At 57.3% G+C, this 15,281-nt stretch carries 17 protein-coding genes; 6 read left to right on the plus strand and 11 right to left on the minus strand.

Features of this window, described 5'->3' with window-relative positions; genetic code table 11:
* The 4 genes from Q7T06_RS01975 to Q7T06_RS01990 all read right to left on the minus strand — a co-directional run.
* On the minus strand, positions 1–727 hold a 727-nt coding region (locus tag Q7T06_RS01975), incomplete at its 3' end, for a ComEC/Rec2 family competence protein (RefSeq protein WP_304779254.1).
* A gap of 7 nt (positions 728–734) precedes the next feature.
* Complete coding sequence (locus Q7T06_RS01980) at positions 735–1,532, minus strand: TatD family hydrolase (protein ID WP_304779256.1); 798 nt, start codon at positions 1,530–1,532, stop codon at positions 735–737.
* A 72-nt stretch (positions 1,533–1,604) separates the two neighbouring features.
* On the minus strand, positions 1,605–2,291 hold the full coding sequence (gene lolD, locus Q7T06_RS01985) for a lipoprotein-releasing ABC transporter ATP-binding protein LolD (protein ID WP_304779258.1): 687 nt from the start codon (positions 2,289–2,291) through the stop codon (positions 1,605–1,607).
* Positions 2,284–3,549 carry a lipoprotein-releasing ABC transporter permease subunit gene (locus Q7T06_RS01990; protein ID WP_304779261.1) on the minus strand — a complete coding sequence of 422 codons (1,266 nt, stop codon included), beginning with the start codon at positions 3,547–3,549 and terminating at the stop codon, positions 2,284–2,286. Before Q7T06_RS01990 ends, lolD begins: the two co-directional genes overlap by 8 nt.
* Positions 3,550–3,798: 249 nt before the next feature.
* On the opposite strand from Q7T06_RS01990, the gene Q7T06_RS01995 reads away from it, so the two are divergent.
* From Q7T06_RS01995 to recJ, 3 genes are all read left to right on the plus strand, one after another.
* Complete coding sequence (locus Q7T06_RS01995; protein ID WP_304779266.1) at positions 3,799–4,077, plus strand: hypothetical protein; 279 nt, start codon at positions 3,799–3,801, stop codon at positions 4,075–4,077.
* An 86-nt stretch (positions 4,078–4,163) separates the two neighbouring features.
* Complete coding sequence (locus tag Q7T06_RS02000; protein WP_304779269.1) at positions 4,164–5,216, plus strand: hypothetical protein; 1,053 nt, start codon at positions 4,164–4,166, stop codon at positions 5,214–5,216.
* Entirely contained in the window at positions 5,213–6,910 is a 1,698-nt protein-coding gene (recJ, locus tag Q7T06_RS02005) for a single-stranded-DNA-specific exonuclease RecJ (protein ID WP_304779272.1), read from the plus strand. The genes Q7T06_RS02000 and recJ overlap by 4 nt, the downstream gene beginning before the upstream one ends.
* Positions 6,911–6,937: 27 nt before the next feature.
* Here the strand turns inward: recJ and Q7T06_RS02010 are convergent, their stop codons facing one another.
* Positions 6,938–7,663 (minus strand): hypothetical protein, encoded by a 726-nt coding sequence (locus Q7T06_RS02010; protein WP_304779305.1) that lies wholly within the window; start codon positions 7,661–7,663, stop codon positions 6,938–6,940.
* 144 nt (positions 7,664–7,807) lie between these two features.
* On the opposite strand from Q7T06_RS02010, the gene prfB reads away from it, so the two are divergent.
* The 3 genes from prfB to Q7T06_RS02025 all read left to right on the plus strand — a co-directional run bounded on the left by prfB (position 7,808) and on the right by Q7T06_RS02025 (position 11,346).
* Positions 7,808–8,912 (plus strand): peptide chain release factor 2 gene (gene prfB, locus Q7T06_RS02015; protein WP_304779275.1). Its coding sequence is split into 2 segments (ribosomal slippage): positions 7,808–7,888 and positions 7,890–8,912, totalling 1,104 coding nucleotides; the frame shifts between segments, so codons are not numbered across the junction.
* A 70-nt stretch (positions 8,913–8,982) separates the two neighbouring features.
* Entirely contained in the window at positions 8,983–10,512 is a 1,530-nt protein-coding gene (lysS, locus tag Q7T06_RS02020; protein ID WP_304779278.1) for a lysine--tRNA ligase, read from the plus strand.
* A 183-nt stretch (positions 10,513–10,695) separates the two neighbouring features.
* Positions 10,696–11,346 carry a glycine zipper 2TM domain-containing protein gene (locus Q7T06_RS02025; protein WP_304779279.1) on the plus strand — a complete coding sequence of 217 codons (651 nt, stop codon included), beginning with the start codon at positions 10,696–10,698 and terminating at the stop codon, positions 11,344–11,346.
* 79 nt (positions 11,347–11,425) lie between these two features.
* Here the strand turns inward: Q7T06_RS02025 and iscX are convergent, their stop codons facing one another.
* From iscX to Q7T06_RS02055, 6 genes are all read right to left on the minus strand, one after another.
* Positions 11,426–11,620: a Fe-S cluster assembly protein IscX gene (iscX, locus tag Q7T06_RS02030; protein WP_304779282.1), complete on the minus strand. Its 195-nt coding sequence runs from the start codon at positions 11,618–11,620 to the stop codon at positions 11,426–11,428.
* 11 nt (positions 11,621–11,631) lie between these two features.
* The gene (gene fdx, locus Q7T06_RS02035) at positions 11,632–11,970 is read right to left on the minus strand and encodes an ISC system 2Fe-2S type ferredoxin (RefSeq protein WP_304779285.1); all 339 of its coding nucleotides are present in this window, start codon (positions 11,968–11,970) and stop codon (positions 11,632–11,634) included.
* Positions 11,971–12,079: 109 nt separating this feature from the next.
* Positions 12,080–13,942, minus strand: a complete 1,863-nt coding sequence (gene hscA, locus Q7T06_RS02040) for a Fe-S protein assembly chaperone HscA (RefSeq protein ID WP_304779289.1) — start codon at positions 13,940–13,942, stop codon at positions 12,080–12,082.
* An 84-nt stretch (positions 13,943–14,026) separates the two neighbouring features.
* Positions 14,027–14,542 (minus strand): Fe-S protein assembly co-chaperone HscB, encoded by a 516-nt coding sequence (gene hscB, locus Q7T06_RS02045; RefSeq protein ID WP_304779293.1) that lies wholly within the window; start codon positions 14,540–14,542, stop codon positions 14,027–14,029.
* Positions 14,543–14,684: 142 nt separating this feature from the next.
* A complete protein-coding gene (gene iscA, locus Q7T06_RS02050; protein ID WP_188380224.1) occupies positions 14,685–15,008 on the minus strand; it encodes an iron-sulfur cluster assembly protein IscA in 324 nt (107 codons plus the stop codon).
* A gap of 82 nt (positions 15,009–15,090) precedes the next feature.
* The coding region (locus Q7T06_RS02055) for an iron-sulfur cluster assembly scaffold protein (RefSeq protein ID WP_304779301.1) at positions 15,091–15,281 on the minus strand (191 nt) is incomplete at its 5' end.

The following is a 15,281-nucleotide window of genomic DNA, read 5'->3' on the forward strand; positions in this document are numbered from 1 at the left end:
TGACGGCGCGCTGGTCGCCGACCACCAGCGCCACGATCACGCCTGCGTAAGGCTGGTCGCGCAAGGCCGTTTGTATACGCGCACGCAACCAGCCGCGACTACGCTCGACGACATTGTTGAAACTGAAAACAAAACTATCCAGCCGGACGTTACCCGGGGCTGGACGCACATAGCCGGTCGCGCGGATATTTTGTTCAAGCAGCCACATCTCATAATCGTAGCCGTGAGGATTCGCGTTGCCGTGCGGACGGCGCAGGCGAACGGTAAATTGCCAGCGCTCGCCGGCATGCACTTCACGCACATCCTGTATTTCATCTGTGCCGAAAGCGGAATACCAGGACAAGGCCAGTCTGGATGGAAGGACAGGCGCCGCGCCCTCGGTCGGCAATACTTTTTCAACCAGGAAATTGAAGCGCACACCACGTTCGAAATAGTTGGGCAGGTTGGCTATCGTGCCCACCACCTTGATATCCTGCCCCTCCACTTCCCTGGGCAATTCCTGCGCCAGATAATAGTGGGCAAACAGGACGGCCCAGGCGAAACCCAGCATTGCGCCCATCGTTGCCAGCAAGGGGATTCTTGATTTCCTGGAGTGAGAGCTACGACTGAGCACTGCCAGCAGGCAGGCTGCCGCAATTAAAAGAATGATGAAGGAATAGTGCGGCAGGGATGCCTGCATTTGCAACACGATGATGCCGACGACCAAGCCTATGATCGCGCTGCGCATCGCCGGCTTAGAGGAGTACGCCCAGACGCGGCATCGCAACCAGCGCATTTGCAGCAGTAAGTTGCGCCACCGCCTCGACTGAGATGCCGCGCAGTTCAGCCAGCGCCTGGCCTATGCGCGGCAATTGTTCCGGGCTATTGCGTTGCGGATGCAGCCAGGCCGGCGACATGTCGGGCGCATCGGTTTCCAGCACGATAGCCTCGATCGGCAAGGTAGTCGCCAGGCGCCTGATCTGCAGCGCCCGCGTGTACGTCATCGCGCCGCCAAAACCCAGCTTGAAGCCCAGCTCGATGAAAGTTTGCGCTTGCTGGAAACTGCCATTGTATGCATGCGCAATGCCGCCGGCGACCTTGATGCGGCGCAGATACTTGAGGATGCTGTCCTGCGATTTGCGCACATGCAGCAATACCGGCAAGCCGAAATCGCGTGCGATCTTCAACTGTTCTGCGTAAAAGAATTCCTGCTTTTCGCGCAGCGCCGGGGTCGTCAATGCAGGGATGAAAAAATCCAGGCCGATTTCACCGATGGCGACGAAGCGTGGATCGGCCATGGCCAGCGCAACTGTCTCGCGCAAGGCGGCAAGGTCGCTCTCTTCTGCCTGCGGCACGAAAACAGGGTGTATGCCCAGCGCATAACTGCAATGCGCATGTTGATGCGCAAGCGCGGCCACCGTGGCGAAGTTGTCGCGCGCGACTGCCGGTATCACGATCATCGACACGCCTAATTGCAGCGCTTGCGCGGCAACAGTGTCTTGTTCTGCCGCGAATTCAGCGGCATCCAGATGACAGTGGGTATCTATCCACATATCAGGCCAGGACAGTCCAACAGTAAAGGCGCATGCGCATAACCATCATCCAGCTCAAGGCTCCAGAAATAGTCAATCGCTGTAGGGTTGCAAGCCGTTATCAGACAGGCGCAGGATGCGGTCGCAATGCGTGGCCAGCTCGACATCATGCGTGACGATGACGAAGGCGGTACCCAGGGTATGCGACAGTTCCAGCATCAGATCAAATGTCTTTTGCGCAGTATGGCGATCCAGATTGCCGGTTGGCTCATCGGCGAGCACGCATGCCGGTTGCGTCACCAGCGCCCGTGCCAGCGCGACACGCTGACGCTCGCCGCCCGACAACTCACCCGGCACATGCGTGACGCGATGCGACAAGCCGACGCGCTCCAGTATCGCCCGGGCCGCTTCATGCGCCTGCGCGCGCGGCATGCGCCGTATCATCAAGGGCATCGCCACATTATCCAGCGCGGAAAATTCCGGCAGCAGATGATGGAATTGATAGACGAAGCCCAGCGATTTGTTGCGCACATTGCCGCGCGTCTTTTCATCCAGGCTGGCGAAGTCCTGCCCCAGCAAGGTGACGGTGCCAGCGCTGGGCGTATCCAGCCCGCCCAGCAAATGCAGCAAGGTCGATTTGCCCGAACCAGACGCGCCTATGATCGCCACACGCTCGCCCCTGACGATATCCAGGTTCACGCCGCTTAATACATTGACCGCATATTTGCCCTGCGTAAAAGTCTTCGCAAGGTCGCGGCAAGCCAGTACATGTTCACTCATAACGCAATGCCTCCGCAGGTTTTACGCGGGCAGCCCACCAGCTCGGGTACAGCGTCGCCAGAAATGCCAGTACTACCGCCACGCCGCCTATCGTCCACACATCGGGCCAGCGCAGGTCGGATGGCAAGGAACTGATCAGATAAATATCCTTGGGTAAAAACTGTACATGCAGCAGGCGCTCTATGAACGGCACGATGACATCGATATTCAATGCTATCAATACACCGCCGCCCACGCCTATCGCGGTGCCTATCAAGCCAACCAGCGCGCCCTGAATCATGAATATCTTCATGATGGAAGCCGGCGATGCGCCCAGCGTGCGCAGGATCGCAATGTCGGCCTGCTTGTCGGTCACCGTCATCACCAACGTAGAAACCAGATTGAATGCGGCAACTGCGATGATCAGCGTCAGGATGATGAACATCATGCGCTTCTCGGTTTGTACCGCAGCAAACCAGTTGCGATTCTGCTTCGACCAGTCACGCACATACACATCGCCGCTCAGCACGCGCGTCAAATCCATCGCCACCTGCGGCGCACGCTGCATGTCTTCTATCTTCAGGCGCAAGCCGGATGGCGCACCCAGCTTGAACATCGTCATCGCATCGTCGATATGGATGAAGGCCAGCGTCGAGTCGTACTCGAAATGCCCGGAATCGAATATGCCGACCACATTGAATTGCTTGAGCCGTGGAATCACGCCCGCCGGCGTCACCTGTCCCTGCGGCGCAATCATCGTGACCTTGCTGCCGAGTTCGGCATGCATGCCGCGCGCCAGTTCATTGCCGAGCACGATATTGAATTCGCCAGCCCGCAAATCATCCAGGCTGCCCTGCTTGACCTGCGATGCCACATCCGACACCTTGGGCTCCTGATCCGGCAACACGCCGCGCACCGCGACGCCGCGCAGCGTCTCATCGCGCGTCATCATCGCCTGCGCATCCACATAGGGTGCGGCACCACGCACTTCCTTGTTTTGCATTGCTTCGCGCGCCGTCGCCTGCCAGTCCGGCAGCGCGCCTTGCACATCGAATACTTCTATGTGCGACAGCACCGACAGCATGCGATCGCGCACTTCTTTCTGGAAGCCGTTCATCACCGACAGCACGATAATCAGGGCGGCCACGCCCAGCGCGATGCCAGCCATCGAAATCAGCGAGATGAATGAAATGAAGCTGTTACGACCGCTACGTCGTCCGGCGCGCGTATAGCGTATGCCGACCAGCCACTCGAAAGATAGATTTTTTATGATGCTCAATGAAAGGCTCCTGAATGCAGCACGCAGTTTGCCATACATTCGCAGGCATCAGCAAAGCTCGCGCTTGAAATAGACAATCACGCCATCTGCCGGCGCGCCACACGCCACGCTGCAAGCAGCGCAGCCATAGCTGACATCATGAATGCCGCTTCCGTTCCACCTACATGCAAATACATGTTTGTGTAATCGGCAAACCAGGCAAAGACCCAGATAATCGATTCAGCTTTTCCACCTCACCAAGGGATTACCATGAAAAAAATCTTCGCCATTGCCGCATTGCTAGCCGCGTTCAGCCCCTTGTCGCAAGCCCAAAACTATCCAGCACCGCAGCGCACTGACATGCCGCACAGCGAACCCTGGCGTCCAGGGCCGGACATGCGCAATGATCGTCCCGTCATCATCGTGCAGGAGCGCCCTATCGTGCGCGAACGCCGCCATGCAAAACAGCGACCACACGTACGTTGCCGCGATGGCTCACGCCAGTTCAGCGAACGCGCATGCCGCCATCACCGCGGCGTGCGCCGATAGCATGTAACAGGTTTTGATGATGCCACCTGCGGGTGGCATTTTTATTTGCCGCAGCGATCCGGGCATCCTTGCCCTACAATCTCGGCATGACTCAACTTGAACTCCTATTGCCGTTTGCCATGCCGCCGCAGGAAATGGCGCGCGACCTGTTGCGCGAACTGAAGATGCCGGCGCTCGCCACCCTGCTGGCGCGTGCCAGCCTTACCGAGCATCAATTGTCGGACGGCTTTTCGCGCGCCTTACCGCATGAAAACTGGCTGGCCAGGCAATTCGGCTTGCCCACTCAATCCAGCCACGCTACCAGCCCGGCGCTGGCGGCAAGCGCGATGCAAAGCTTCAATCTGCCGGCCGAAGCAGGCGTATGGTTCATTTTGCAACCGGTGCATTTGCATGTCGCACGCGACCATCTGGTACTGACAGACCTGCGCCAGCTCATGCTGGCAGAACAGGATGCGCGCACCCTGTTCGATATCGCTTACAGCCTGTTTGAAGAATCCGGCAAGACGCTGCGCTACGGCGATGCGCAGACATGGTTCCTGCGCGCCGACGACTGGCACGCGCTGCAGACATCCACGCCGGATGCCGCATGCGGCCACAACATCGATATCTGGATGCCGCAAGGAGACAGCGCCCGCGAATGGCGTCGCCTGCAAAATGAAATCCAGATGCACTGGCATGCGCATCCGGTCAACGATCAGCGCGAAGCGCTCGGCCTGAAGCCGGTCAACTCGGTCTGGCTGTGGGCCGGCACCGCAAGCGGAACAGCCGGCACATCGACAAAATTTGAAGAAACGTTCACTTTTTCAGATGCGCGACTACCGTTTGCAGCCGTGGCTTCCAGGCAGATAGCAGTGGCGTCGGCAGCCGAGCTGATCAATGCCCGGGCGCAGCATGGCTTGCTGATGCTAGACCACCTGACAGAAGCCGCACTGGCGGCCGACTGGTCGGAATGGCTGCTGCGCTTTCAGGTAATGGAAGCGCAATGGTTTGCGCCACTGCTGGATGCAATCAGGAACGGCCAGCTCGACCGCCTCACGCTCACGATCAGCCACAACACAGCCCATACAAGTCTGGTGACCAGCAAATCATCGTTGCGCAAATTCTGGCGCAAGCCCTCGCTGGCAAGGCTGGCGCCATGACACGCATAGCCACCCGCCCCTACCCTTTCCGCGATGCCGAACGCCTGCGTCAAAGCGGGCTGCATCCTGTCATGGCGCGTTTGTATGCCGCGCGCGGCTTGCTCGACCTGAAGGATTTGACCAGCGAACTGACGGCACTGATTCCGCCGCCGGGTTTGCTGCACATCGATGTTGCCGCAGTCTTTCTGGCTGATGCAATCGCTGCAAAAAAGAAACTGGTGATCGTCGCCGACTATGATTGCGATGGCGCGACCGCCTGTGCAGTTGCGCTGCGCGGCTTGCGTTCCATGGGCGCGATCGTCGATTTCATCGTGCCTAACCGCTTCGAGTACGGTTACGGCTTGACGCCGGAAATCGTCGCCCTCGCGGTGCGGGAAAAATCGCCCGACATCATCGTCACCGTCGACAACGGCATCGCCAGCATAGATGGCGTGGCTGAAGCCAACCGGCGCGGCATCGATGTGGTCGTCACCGATCACCATTTGCCGGCCGACACCTTGCCCAAGGCGCGCGTGATCGTGAACCCGAATCAACCGGATTGCGGCTTTCCGAGCAAGAACCTGGCTGGCGTGGGCGTGATGTTTTATGTGTTGCTGGCCTTGCGCGCAGAAATGCGCAAGCGCGGCATCTTCGATGCGCAAACCCAGCCCAAGCTGGATGCGCTGCTCGACCTGGTGGCACTCGGCACTGTCGCCGACGTCGTCAAGCTCGACGCCAACAACCGCATCCTCGTCGCGCAGGGCTTGAAGCGCATGCGCGCCGGCCGCATGCACGTCGGCATTGCCGCACTGTTCCGCGCCGCCGGCCGTGAAGCACGCCGTGCTTCACCATTCGACCTCGGTTTTGCACTCGGTCCGCGCCTCAATGCCGCCGGGAGGCTGGCCGACATGTCGCTCGGTATCGAATGCCTGACCACCGACGATGAAGGCCGTGCCTGGGCCATCGCACAGCAACTCGATGAAATCAACCGCGAACGCCGCAGCATAGAAGCCGACATGCAGGACACTGCGCTCACGCTGCTGGAAAATTTCAATCCGCAAGACAACAGCACAATCAGCGTGTTCGACCCGACCTGGCATCAGGGCGTGATCGGCATCGTTGCATCCAGGCTCAAGGACAAGTTTTATCGCCCGACGATCACCTTTGCCGACGCCGGCGATGGCTGGATCAAGGGTTCAGGCCGCTCGATTGCCGGCTTCCATTTGCGCGATGCACTGGATCTGGTATCCAAGCACGCACCAACCTTGATCGATAAATTCGGCGGCCACGCAATGGCGGCCGGTCTGACGATACGCGCCGATGCGCTGGATGCATTCACCAAGGCTTTTGAAGCCGTCGGCAAGGATTGGTTAAGCCAGAATCAGCTGGAGCGCGTCATCGAAACCGACGGCCCGCTCGAATCGGCCTACTTCACGACGCAATTCATCGAATTGATGGAAGCGCAAGTCTGGGGCCAGGGCTTTGCGCCGCCGCTGTTTTGCGATGAATTCCGCGTCGTCAACCAGCGCATCCTGAAGGAGCGCCATCTGAAGCTGACGCTGGAAAAGGATGGCCAGCGCTTTGATGCGATCTGGTTTGGCCATATCGATTCGCTGCCGAACCTGGCCAGGGTCGCCTACCGGCTCGATGCCAATGAATTCAATGGCGTGACGCGGGTGCAGTTGCTGGTCGAGCATGCCGAAGCGGCTGTTTGATCCAACACGACAGGTAGTGGCGATCCCTCAACGTACCGGCAGGAATTGCAGGAACGATGCCCCGAGCAGATTTTGTACATAAGTGATGCCGACGCGCCGGTATTTTTCGGTGACGAAAGTTGCCAGCAAATCGAGCCGCCCGACCACCTTGCCGAATTCGCGCTCGAAGCTCAGATTGCGTCCGGCCCCGCTGATATCGTCGGACAGCAACAGTACCTTGCCTGCCGCATCGCGACGGCTTCCCATCAGCCAGACGGCAATTTCAATATTGCGCGCCGCGTTGTAAAGATGCTGGGCATCCAGGCCGTCTATCAGGAAGAATTCGGTCCTGCCGTCGTGCGCGGTGATGATCATGTCGGCAGCAGCATAAATGAATGCGGCCACGCGATCGCCGCCAAAGTCCGGATTCAGCGCCAGCGACAGCGCCTTGATATCGCGCTGCCCCTGCAATCCCGGCCATGGCTGGCGTTGTTCGATCGCCTCGCGCACGCGTTTGACGCTTTCTTCGCGACTGGCGGCGGTTTTTTTCCACTCGGCCGGATTGCGTCGGTACAGCTTGTCCATCAACAGATACAGGCTGGCCAGATTGTCCCGCATGCCTATGGTGGCGATGCGGTTGGCATCGGACTGCACCATTTCGCTGCCGCTGGCAGCCATACCCTTGACCTCCCCGCGCGGCGCCGACGTCGTCGAACAGCCAGCCAATGCGGCACACACGCACAAACATGTACAAACCCGTCGCGACCACTGCATATTCATTACCCCTTTAACAATACGTATCGGAAGAAGACGGTAAAACGGCAAAACGACGCAGCAGGCAAGCTTACCCTCGCAATGGGCTTAAAAGCGCACTGTAGCTCGAGTATAATGTGCGGTTTGATTGCATAAGAAAATATCATGGAAGCTGAACGCTTAAATTCCCTCGAATCCCTGCTCGCCGACCTCACGACTCGTGCGACCGAACTTCGGAGGTATCTTTGACTTCGATATCAAGTCAGAGAAACTAGACCAGGTCAACGGCGAACTGGATGACCCGAAAGTCTGGGACGACCCGAAACGCGCCCAGGAACTCGGCAAGGAAAAGAAATCGCTGGAAAACATCGTCTATACGCTGATCAAGATCGACGGCGATCTGAGCGACGCGCGCGACCTGTTCGCGATGGCGCGCGAAGAAAAAGACGAAGAGACGATAGAAGCCATCGAAGCCGATGCGCAGGGCTTGCTGACGCTGGTTGAAGGCATGGAATTCCGCCGCATGTTCAACCATCCTATGGATGCGAACAACTGCTTCATCGATATCCAGGCAGGCGCCGGCGGTACCGAGGCGCAGGACTGGGCCTCGATGATCCTGCGTCAGTATCTGCGTTATTGCGAGCGCAAGGGCTTCAAGGTCGAAATCCTTGAACAGTCAGACGGTGAAGTCGCCGGGATCAAAACCGCGACACTCAAGGTTGAAGGCGATTATGCCTACGGCTTCCTGCGCACTGAAACCGGCGTGCATCGCCTGGTGCGCAAGTCGCCGTTCGATTCCGCCAACGGTCGTCATACTTCATTCTGCAGCCTGTTCGTCTATCCGGAAGTCGATGATTCGATCGAGATCGACATTAACCCGGCTGATGTGCGTATCGATACCTACCGCGCATCCGGCGCCGGCGGTCAGCACATCAACAAAACCGACTCTGCGGTACGTCTGACGCACGGTCCATCCGGCATCGTCGTGCAGTGCCAGAATGACCGCTCGCAACATCGCAACAAGGCTGAAGCGTGGGACATGCTCAAAGCCAAACTGTTTGAGCTGGAATTGCGCAACCGCATGAGCGAACAGCAAAAGCTGGAAGACTCGAAGACCGATGTCGGCTGGGGCCACCAGATCCGCTCCTACGTGCTGGATCAATCCCGCATCAAGGATTTGCGTACCAACTTTGAAACCGGCAATACCAAGGCCGTGCTCGATGGCGACCTGGATGACTTCATCGCGGCATCGCTGAAGCAAGGCGTGTAATACCTCCACGCCCTTTCTGTACGCTTATTGTTTTTTATTTATTGCATTCACATTTAGATTGTTGCCTTCCATGACTACGCACAACGACGACGCAGCGTTACCTATCGACGAAAATAAAATCATCGCTGAGCGCCGCGCCAAGCTGAGCGCCTTGCGCGAACAAGGCATCGCCTTCCCTAACGACTTCCGCCCGCAGCACAAGGCAGCTGATTTGCACGCGCAGTACGGCAGCAAGACACGCGAAGAACTGGAAGCCGAGCCGATCGCCGTTGTACTGGCAGGCCGCATGATGTTGAAACGTGAAGCAGGCAAGAAAGCTGCATTTGCCACGCTGCAGGATGCCTCCGGACCGAAGGCCGATGGCCGCATCCAGATCTACGCAACGCTAGACCTGACCGGTGAAGCTGCGATGGCGGCGCTGCATCATTACGACCTCGGCGACATCCTCGGCGTCAGCGGCACGCTGTTCAAGACCAAGACTGATGAGTTGACGATCAAGGTCAGTGAACTGCGCCTGATCACCAAATCGCTGCGTCCGTTGCCGGATAAATTCCATGGCCTTGCTGATCAGGAAACCAAGTATCGCCAGCGCTACGTCGATCTGATCATGAATGAGGAAACACGCCGTACCTTCAAGGCGCGTACCGCTGCGATCTCGTCGATCCGCCGCTTCATGGAAAAGAATGAATTCATGGAAGTGGAAACGCCGATGCTGCACACGATACCGGGCGGTGCGGCAGCCAAGCCTTTCACTACCCATCACAATGCGCTCGACATGCAAATGTTTTTGCGTATCGCGCCTGAGCTGTACCTGAAACGCCTGGTGGTCGGCGGCTTCGATCGCGTGTTCGAAATCAATCGCAACTTCCGCAATGAAGGCGTATCGATACGCCACAATCCGGAATTCACGATGATGGAATTCTATGCCGCGTACACCGACTACAAATGGCTGATGGATTTCACCGAAGCAGTGATACGCCAGGCGGCGATCGATGCACACGGTACCGCAACACTGAGCTACGGCGGTCGCGAACTGGATCTGGCCAAACCCTTCCATCGCTTGACGATAGTTGAAGCGATCAACAAGTACGCTCCCGGCTATACGACGGAACAGCTCAACGATACCGACTTCATCAAGGCAGAACTGAAGAAATTCGGCGTCAAGCCGTTTGTGAATGCCGGTCTGGGTGCCTTGCAACTGGCGCTGTTTGAAGAAACTGCAGAAGCGCAACTGTGGGAGCCAACCTATATCATCGACTATCCGGTTGAAGTGTCACCGCTGGCGCGTGCATCGGATACGGTGGCCGGCATTACCGAGCGCTTCGAATTATTCATGGTCGGTCGCGAGATTGCCAATGGCTTCTCGGAGTTGAATGATGCTGAAGACCAGGCTGCGCGCTTCCATGCACAGGTCGCGGCGAAAGATGCCGGCGACGAAGAAGCGATGTACTACGACGCCGACTACATACGCGCACTCGAATACGGCATGCCGCCGGCCGGGGGTTGCGGCATCGGCATCGATCGCCTGATGATGATCATCACCGACTCGCCGAACATACGCGACGTACTGCTGTTCCCGCATCTGCGACGCGAAGATTAAGTTGTCGAAAGAAAACAAAAAAGACTGCTGAGGCAGTCTTTTTTTATTTGGGCAACTAATTGCCATTTGACCGGTCTTAGTTACATCGCCTTACATCTGACACAGATTCAGGCTTTTTATTTGGCGCTGGCGACGCAATACTTTATCCACACCAACAACACATATCAATTTTCGGAGAACGTTATGGAAAACAAGAATAATACCAAGCGCATACACCCCCTCGTCGCAGCCGCCGCCATCGGCGTACTGCTGCTCAGCGTGGTCGGCGTTGCTGCCATGACAGGCATGCTGCCGAATTCAAACAGCGCCGGTTCGCAAAAAGAAGCGATTGCGGCACTCGATAAAGAAGCCGCTGAAAAAGCAGCAGAAGCGAAAGAAGCCAAGGAAAAAGCCGAACTGGCCAAGCGCAAGGATGCAGAGCGCAATGCCTCGGCCGCCAAGGCAGCCAATCAGGGCCAGGCGCGCGATACCAGTTCCACCAAAGTCGCCCAGGCACAGATCTGCTACGACTGCGGACGGGTAGAGTCGGTACGCTCGGTGCAAGGTGCCGCCAAGCCTAGCGGCGTCGGCGTGGTTGCCGGTGCGGTACTCGGCGGCGTGCTGGGTAATCAGGTCGGCAATGGCGACGGACGCAAACTGGCGACAGTTGCCGGCGCAGTCGGTGGCGGCTTTGCCGGCAATGAGATAGAAAAACGTACGCGTACAGAAACCAACTTTGAAGTGCGAGTACGCATGGAAGATGGGAACATCCGCACCTTCCCATATGACAATCAGCCGAACTGGAGCGCAGGCGATCGTGTACGCGTAGTCGATGGCTATTTGCGCGCACGCTGATCATCAGCGTAGTCGAATAAAAAAGAGCGGCGCATGCGCCGCTCTTTTTTATTGCCTGATGCACTGACTTAGCTAAAGATCATTGCGCTTCTTCTATCCAGGCCATTTGTATGGCTTCCAGAATTTTCTCGCCTGAATGATCAGGCGCATCATCGAAGCCATCCAGCTCGCACACCCATTTGTGCAAATCGGTGAAGCGTATCGTCAGCGGATCGATGTCCGGGAATTTATCGTTCAACTCTTCCGCAATGCGGATCGTGTCGGTCCATTTCATCGCAAGTCTCCTTAATGGTTTTCACTGGCGTGATTGATCGTGTAGCGCGGGATTTCCACTACCAGATCTTCATTGTCAACGATGGCCTGGCATGAAAGACGCGACGACGCTTCCAGTCCCCAAGCCTTGTCCAGCAAGTCTTCTTCTTTATCCTCTGCTTCATTCAGCGAACTGAAGCCTTCGCGCACAATGACGTGGCAGGTTGTGCAGGCACAGGATTTTTCACATGCGTGTTCGATATCGATATCGTTCTCAAGCAGAACGTCGCATATCGATTTACCCGCTGGCGCATCAATCACGGCGCCATCCGGGCACAGAATATGGTGGGGAAGAACAACGATTTGGGGCACTTGATTACCTCGACAGTTTAAATGTTATGGCGCTGGTATCTCGACAGGCCTTTGCCTGCCAATTTCAACGCCAAGCTGCTTTTCATCCACATGGATGAAAAGCGATATATCAAATTTCATCCAGCTTCTTGCCGGACAGTGCAGTACGCACGCTGCGATCCATTCTACGCGCAGCAAATTCTTCCGTACCTTGTGCCAGCGCATCGACCGCCGCCTTGATGGCGGCATGATCGGCACCGCCGGCAGCCTGCCTGACGCCTTCCAGCAGCGCCACGACATCCTTGCGCTCCTCATCCGACAGCAGGTTGGCATCCGCATCCAGCGCCGATTGCGTTGCCAGCACGATGCGCTCTGCTTCCACCTGCTCTTCGCGCAAGGCGCGTGCCGCCATATCGATGTCGGCCGACTTGAATGAATCCTGCAACATCTGCGCAATCTGATCGTCAGCCAGCCCATACGAAGGCTTCACTTCGATCGACGCTTCTACGCCCGAACGCAATTCACGCGCCGAAACCGACAACAGGCCGTCCGCATCCACTTGATAGGTCACGCGTATGCGCGCCGCGCCAGCGGCCATGGGCGGGATGCCGCGCAACTCGAATTTGGCCAGCGAGCGGCAATCCGTCACCAGCTCACGCTCGCCCTGCACGATATGGATCGCCATCGCCGTCTGGCCATCCTTGAAGGTCGTGAACTCTTGCGCGCGTGCGCAGGGTATCGTCGAATTGCGTGGTATGACTTTTTCCACCAGCCCGCCCATGGTCTCGATACCTAGCGAGAGCGGAATCACATCCAGCAGCAGCCAGTCGTCGCCGGCGGCACGATTGCCCGCCAGCAGATTGGCTTGCACCGCAGCACCCAGCGCCACCACTTTATCGGGGTCGATATTGGCCAGCGGCGTGGACTGGAAAAAATCGCCGACTGCCTTGCGTATATTCGGCATGCGCGTAGCGCCGCCGACCAGCACGACGCCATCGATATCGTCAACCGTCAGGTCGGCATCGCGCAAGGCTTTCTTCGTCGGTGTGATGGTCTTGGCAACCAGGTTCTGTGTCATTTGCACAAAGTCTGCGGCAGTCACGGTGAGGTGCACTTTTTCACCCGAACCCAGGAATGCATCGATATGCGTTTCCGCTTTCGACGACAGCAGTTCCTTCGCTTCGCGCGCCTTGACCATCAGCACACTGGTGTCTTGATCCGACAGCGGCGCCAGTTTCGCCTGCTCTATGATCCAGCAAAACAGCCGATGATCGAAATCGTCGCCGCCCAGTGCAGAATCGCCGCCAGTCGACAGCACTTCAAACACGCCTTTGGTCAGCTTGAGTATCGATACGTCAAACGTGCCGCCGCCCAGATCGTAGACGGCAAACACACCTTCGGATCCATTGTCGAGGCCGTAGGCAATCGCCGCAGCGGTCGGTTCATTGAGCAAACGCAGCACATTCAAACCTGCCAGCCTGGCAGCGTCCTTGGTCGCCTGGCGTTGTGCATCGTCAAAATATGCCGGCACCGTAATCACGGCGCCCACCAGTTCATCGCCCAGCGCATCTTCTGCGCGCTGGCGCAGGGTTGCGAGTATCTCTGCCGATATTTCAACCGGGCTTTTTACGCCGGCAACGGTTTTCAACTGCACCATGCCGGGCGTATCGAGAAAATCGTAAGGCAGGTTTTCGACATGCGCGATGTCTTTCAAGCCGCGCCCCATGAAGCGCTTGACTGAAACGATCGTGTTTTTCGGATCGGCATTCTGTGCCGCCTGCGCCTTGTAGCCGATATGGGCATTGCCGCTGGCCAGATAATGCACGACGGACGGCAACAGCGGCCGCCCTTCTTCATCGGTCAATACTTCAGGAATGCTGTTGCGTACCGTGGCAACGAGAGAATTGGTGGTGCCGAGGTCTATGCCGACTGCCAGACGGTGCTGATGCGGCGCGGTGGACATGCCGGGTTCGGCGATTTGAAGAAGAGCCATATTCGTTTGTAACTTATCTTATGATTATCGGTGCGTAAGCGCATTATTCAATACCGCTGCATTGCCAGCGGAGATGGAGCCTGATCAGTCAGGCAACGCATCCAGTGCATGCAAAACTTCATCGGCAAATTTTTCCAGAAACATCAGCTGCCGCACCAGTCCGGCGGCCTGCGTGAAATCATCCGCATCCAGCAACTGCGCTATCTGTGCCAGCGCCGTTTTGCGCGCGGCACGTATCGCGGCATCCAGTGCATCCAGCTCATCCCGGTTTTTCTGCGCGCGCGCATCATCGAGTGCTTCACGCCACTCCATCTGCTGCATCAGGAATTCCAGCGGCATCGCCGTATTCGATTCGACCTGCAAATCAACGCCATTCAATTCGCACAAATAGGCCGCGCGCTTGAACGGGCTTTTCAAGGTCTTGTACGCTTCATTAGCGCGCGTCGCCCATTGCATCGCCACCCGCTTTTCGGCATCCGGCGCACTGGCAAACTTGTCCGGATGCACCTGGTTCTGCACGTTGTGATAGGCGCCATCAAGTGCGCTCAGGTCAATCGCAAAACGTTGCGGCAGTTGAAAAAGGTCGAAGTGATTTTGCATTTCTTGTGCTATCTACCATCTTGTACTGCAACGCCAGCACTGCCGGGATTGTCTGTGCATCAAATAAAAGAGCCTGCGCAAATTCGACAGGCTCAATCAGGAAGGAACATCTGCTGTCGGGATTACCCCTCACAGCCAGCCATCAAATACGGAAACTTTCGCCGCAACCGCATTCATCCTTGACGTTAGGATTATGAAACTTGAAGCCTTCATTCAAGCCTTCGCGGGCGAAATCGAGTTCGGTACCATCGATGTAGGGCAGGCTTTTCGGATCGACGAACACCTTGACGCCATGCGATTCAAACACGCTGTCTTCAGCCGCGCTTTCATCCACGTATTCCAGCTTGTACGCCAGGCCGGAACAGCCGGTAGTGCGCACGCCGAAACGCAAGCCTATGCCCTTGCCGCGCCGCTCCATATAGCGGTTGATGTGTTTCGCTGCTTTTTCAGTCAGTGTAATAGCCATGATCTTCGTTCAAAAAGATTGTCGTTGGCCGCGCAGCAGACATCCGGTGATCGGCATGCCCGTGCGCAGACGTTGAGCAAACTTATGCCGCTGCTGTCGATGCAGCCGCGCCATGCTTGGCCTTGTAATCCTCTACTGCCGCCTTGATCGCATCCTCTGCCAGAATCGAGCAGTGGATTTTCACTGGCGGCAAAGCGAGTTCTTCGGCAATTTGCGTATTCTTGATCGACAGTGCCTGATCCAGCGTCTTGCCCTTGACCCATTCGGTCACCA

Origin of the sequence: Herminiimonas sp. (genome assembly GCF_030645555.1) — a bacterium.
Classification (GTDB): Bacteria; Pseudomonadota; Gammaproteobacteria; order Burkholderiales; family Burkholderiaceae_D; genus Oxalicibacterium.

Coding starts and splice junctions, on each gene's coding strand:
- Q7T06_RS01980 (WP_304779256.1), bottom strand. CDS start 1,532: ATGTGGATAGATACCCACTGTCATCTGGATGCCGCTGAATTCGCGGCA.
- lolD (WP_304779258.1), bottom strand. CDS start 2,291: ATGAGTGAACATGTACTGGCTTGCCGCGACCTTGCGAAGACTTTTACG.
- Q7T06_RS01995 (WP_304779266.1), top strand. CDS start 3,799: ATGAAAAAAATCTTCGCCATTGCCGCATTGCTAGCCGCGTTCAGCCCC.
- Q7T06_RS02000 (WP_304779269.1), top strand. CDS start 4,164: ATGACTCAACTTGAACTCCTATTGCCGTTTGCCATGCCGCCGCAGGAA.
- recJ (WP_304779272.1), top strand. CDS start 5,213: ATGACACGCATAGCCACCCGCCCCTACCCTTTCCGCGATGCCGAACGC.
- Q7T06_RS02010 (WP_304779305.1), bottom strand. CDS start 7,663: ATGCAGTGGTCGCGACGGGTTTGTACATGTTTGTGCGTGTGTGCCGCA.
- lysS (WP_304779278.1), top strand. CDS start 8,983: ATGACTACGCACAACGACGACGCAGCGTTACCTATCGACGAAAATAAA.
- Q7T06_RS02025 (WP_304779279.1), top strand. CDS start 10,696: ATGGAAAACAAGAATAATACCAAGCGCATACACCCCCTCGTCGCAGCC.
- iscX (WP_304779282.1), bottom strand. CDS start 11,620: ATGAAATGGACCGACACGATCCGCATTGCGGAAGAGTTGAACGATAAA.
- hscA (WP_304779289.1), bottom strand. CDS start 13,942: ATGGCTCTTCTTCAAATCGCCGAACCCGGCATGTCCACCGCGCCGCAT.
- hscB (WP_304779293.1), bottom strand. CDS start 14,542: ATGCAAAATCACTTCGACCTTTTTCAACTGCCGCAACGTTTTGCGATT.
- iscA (WP_188380224.1), bottom strand. CDS start 15,008: ATGGCTATTACACTGACTGAAAAAGCAGCGAAACACATCAACCGCTAT.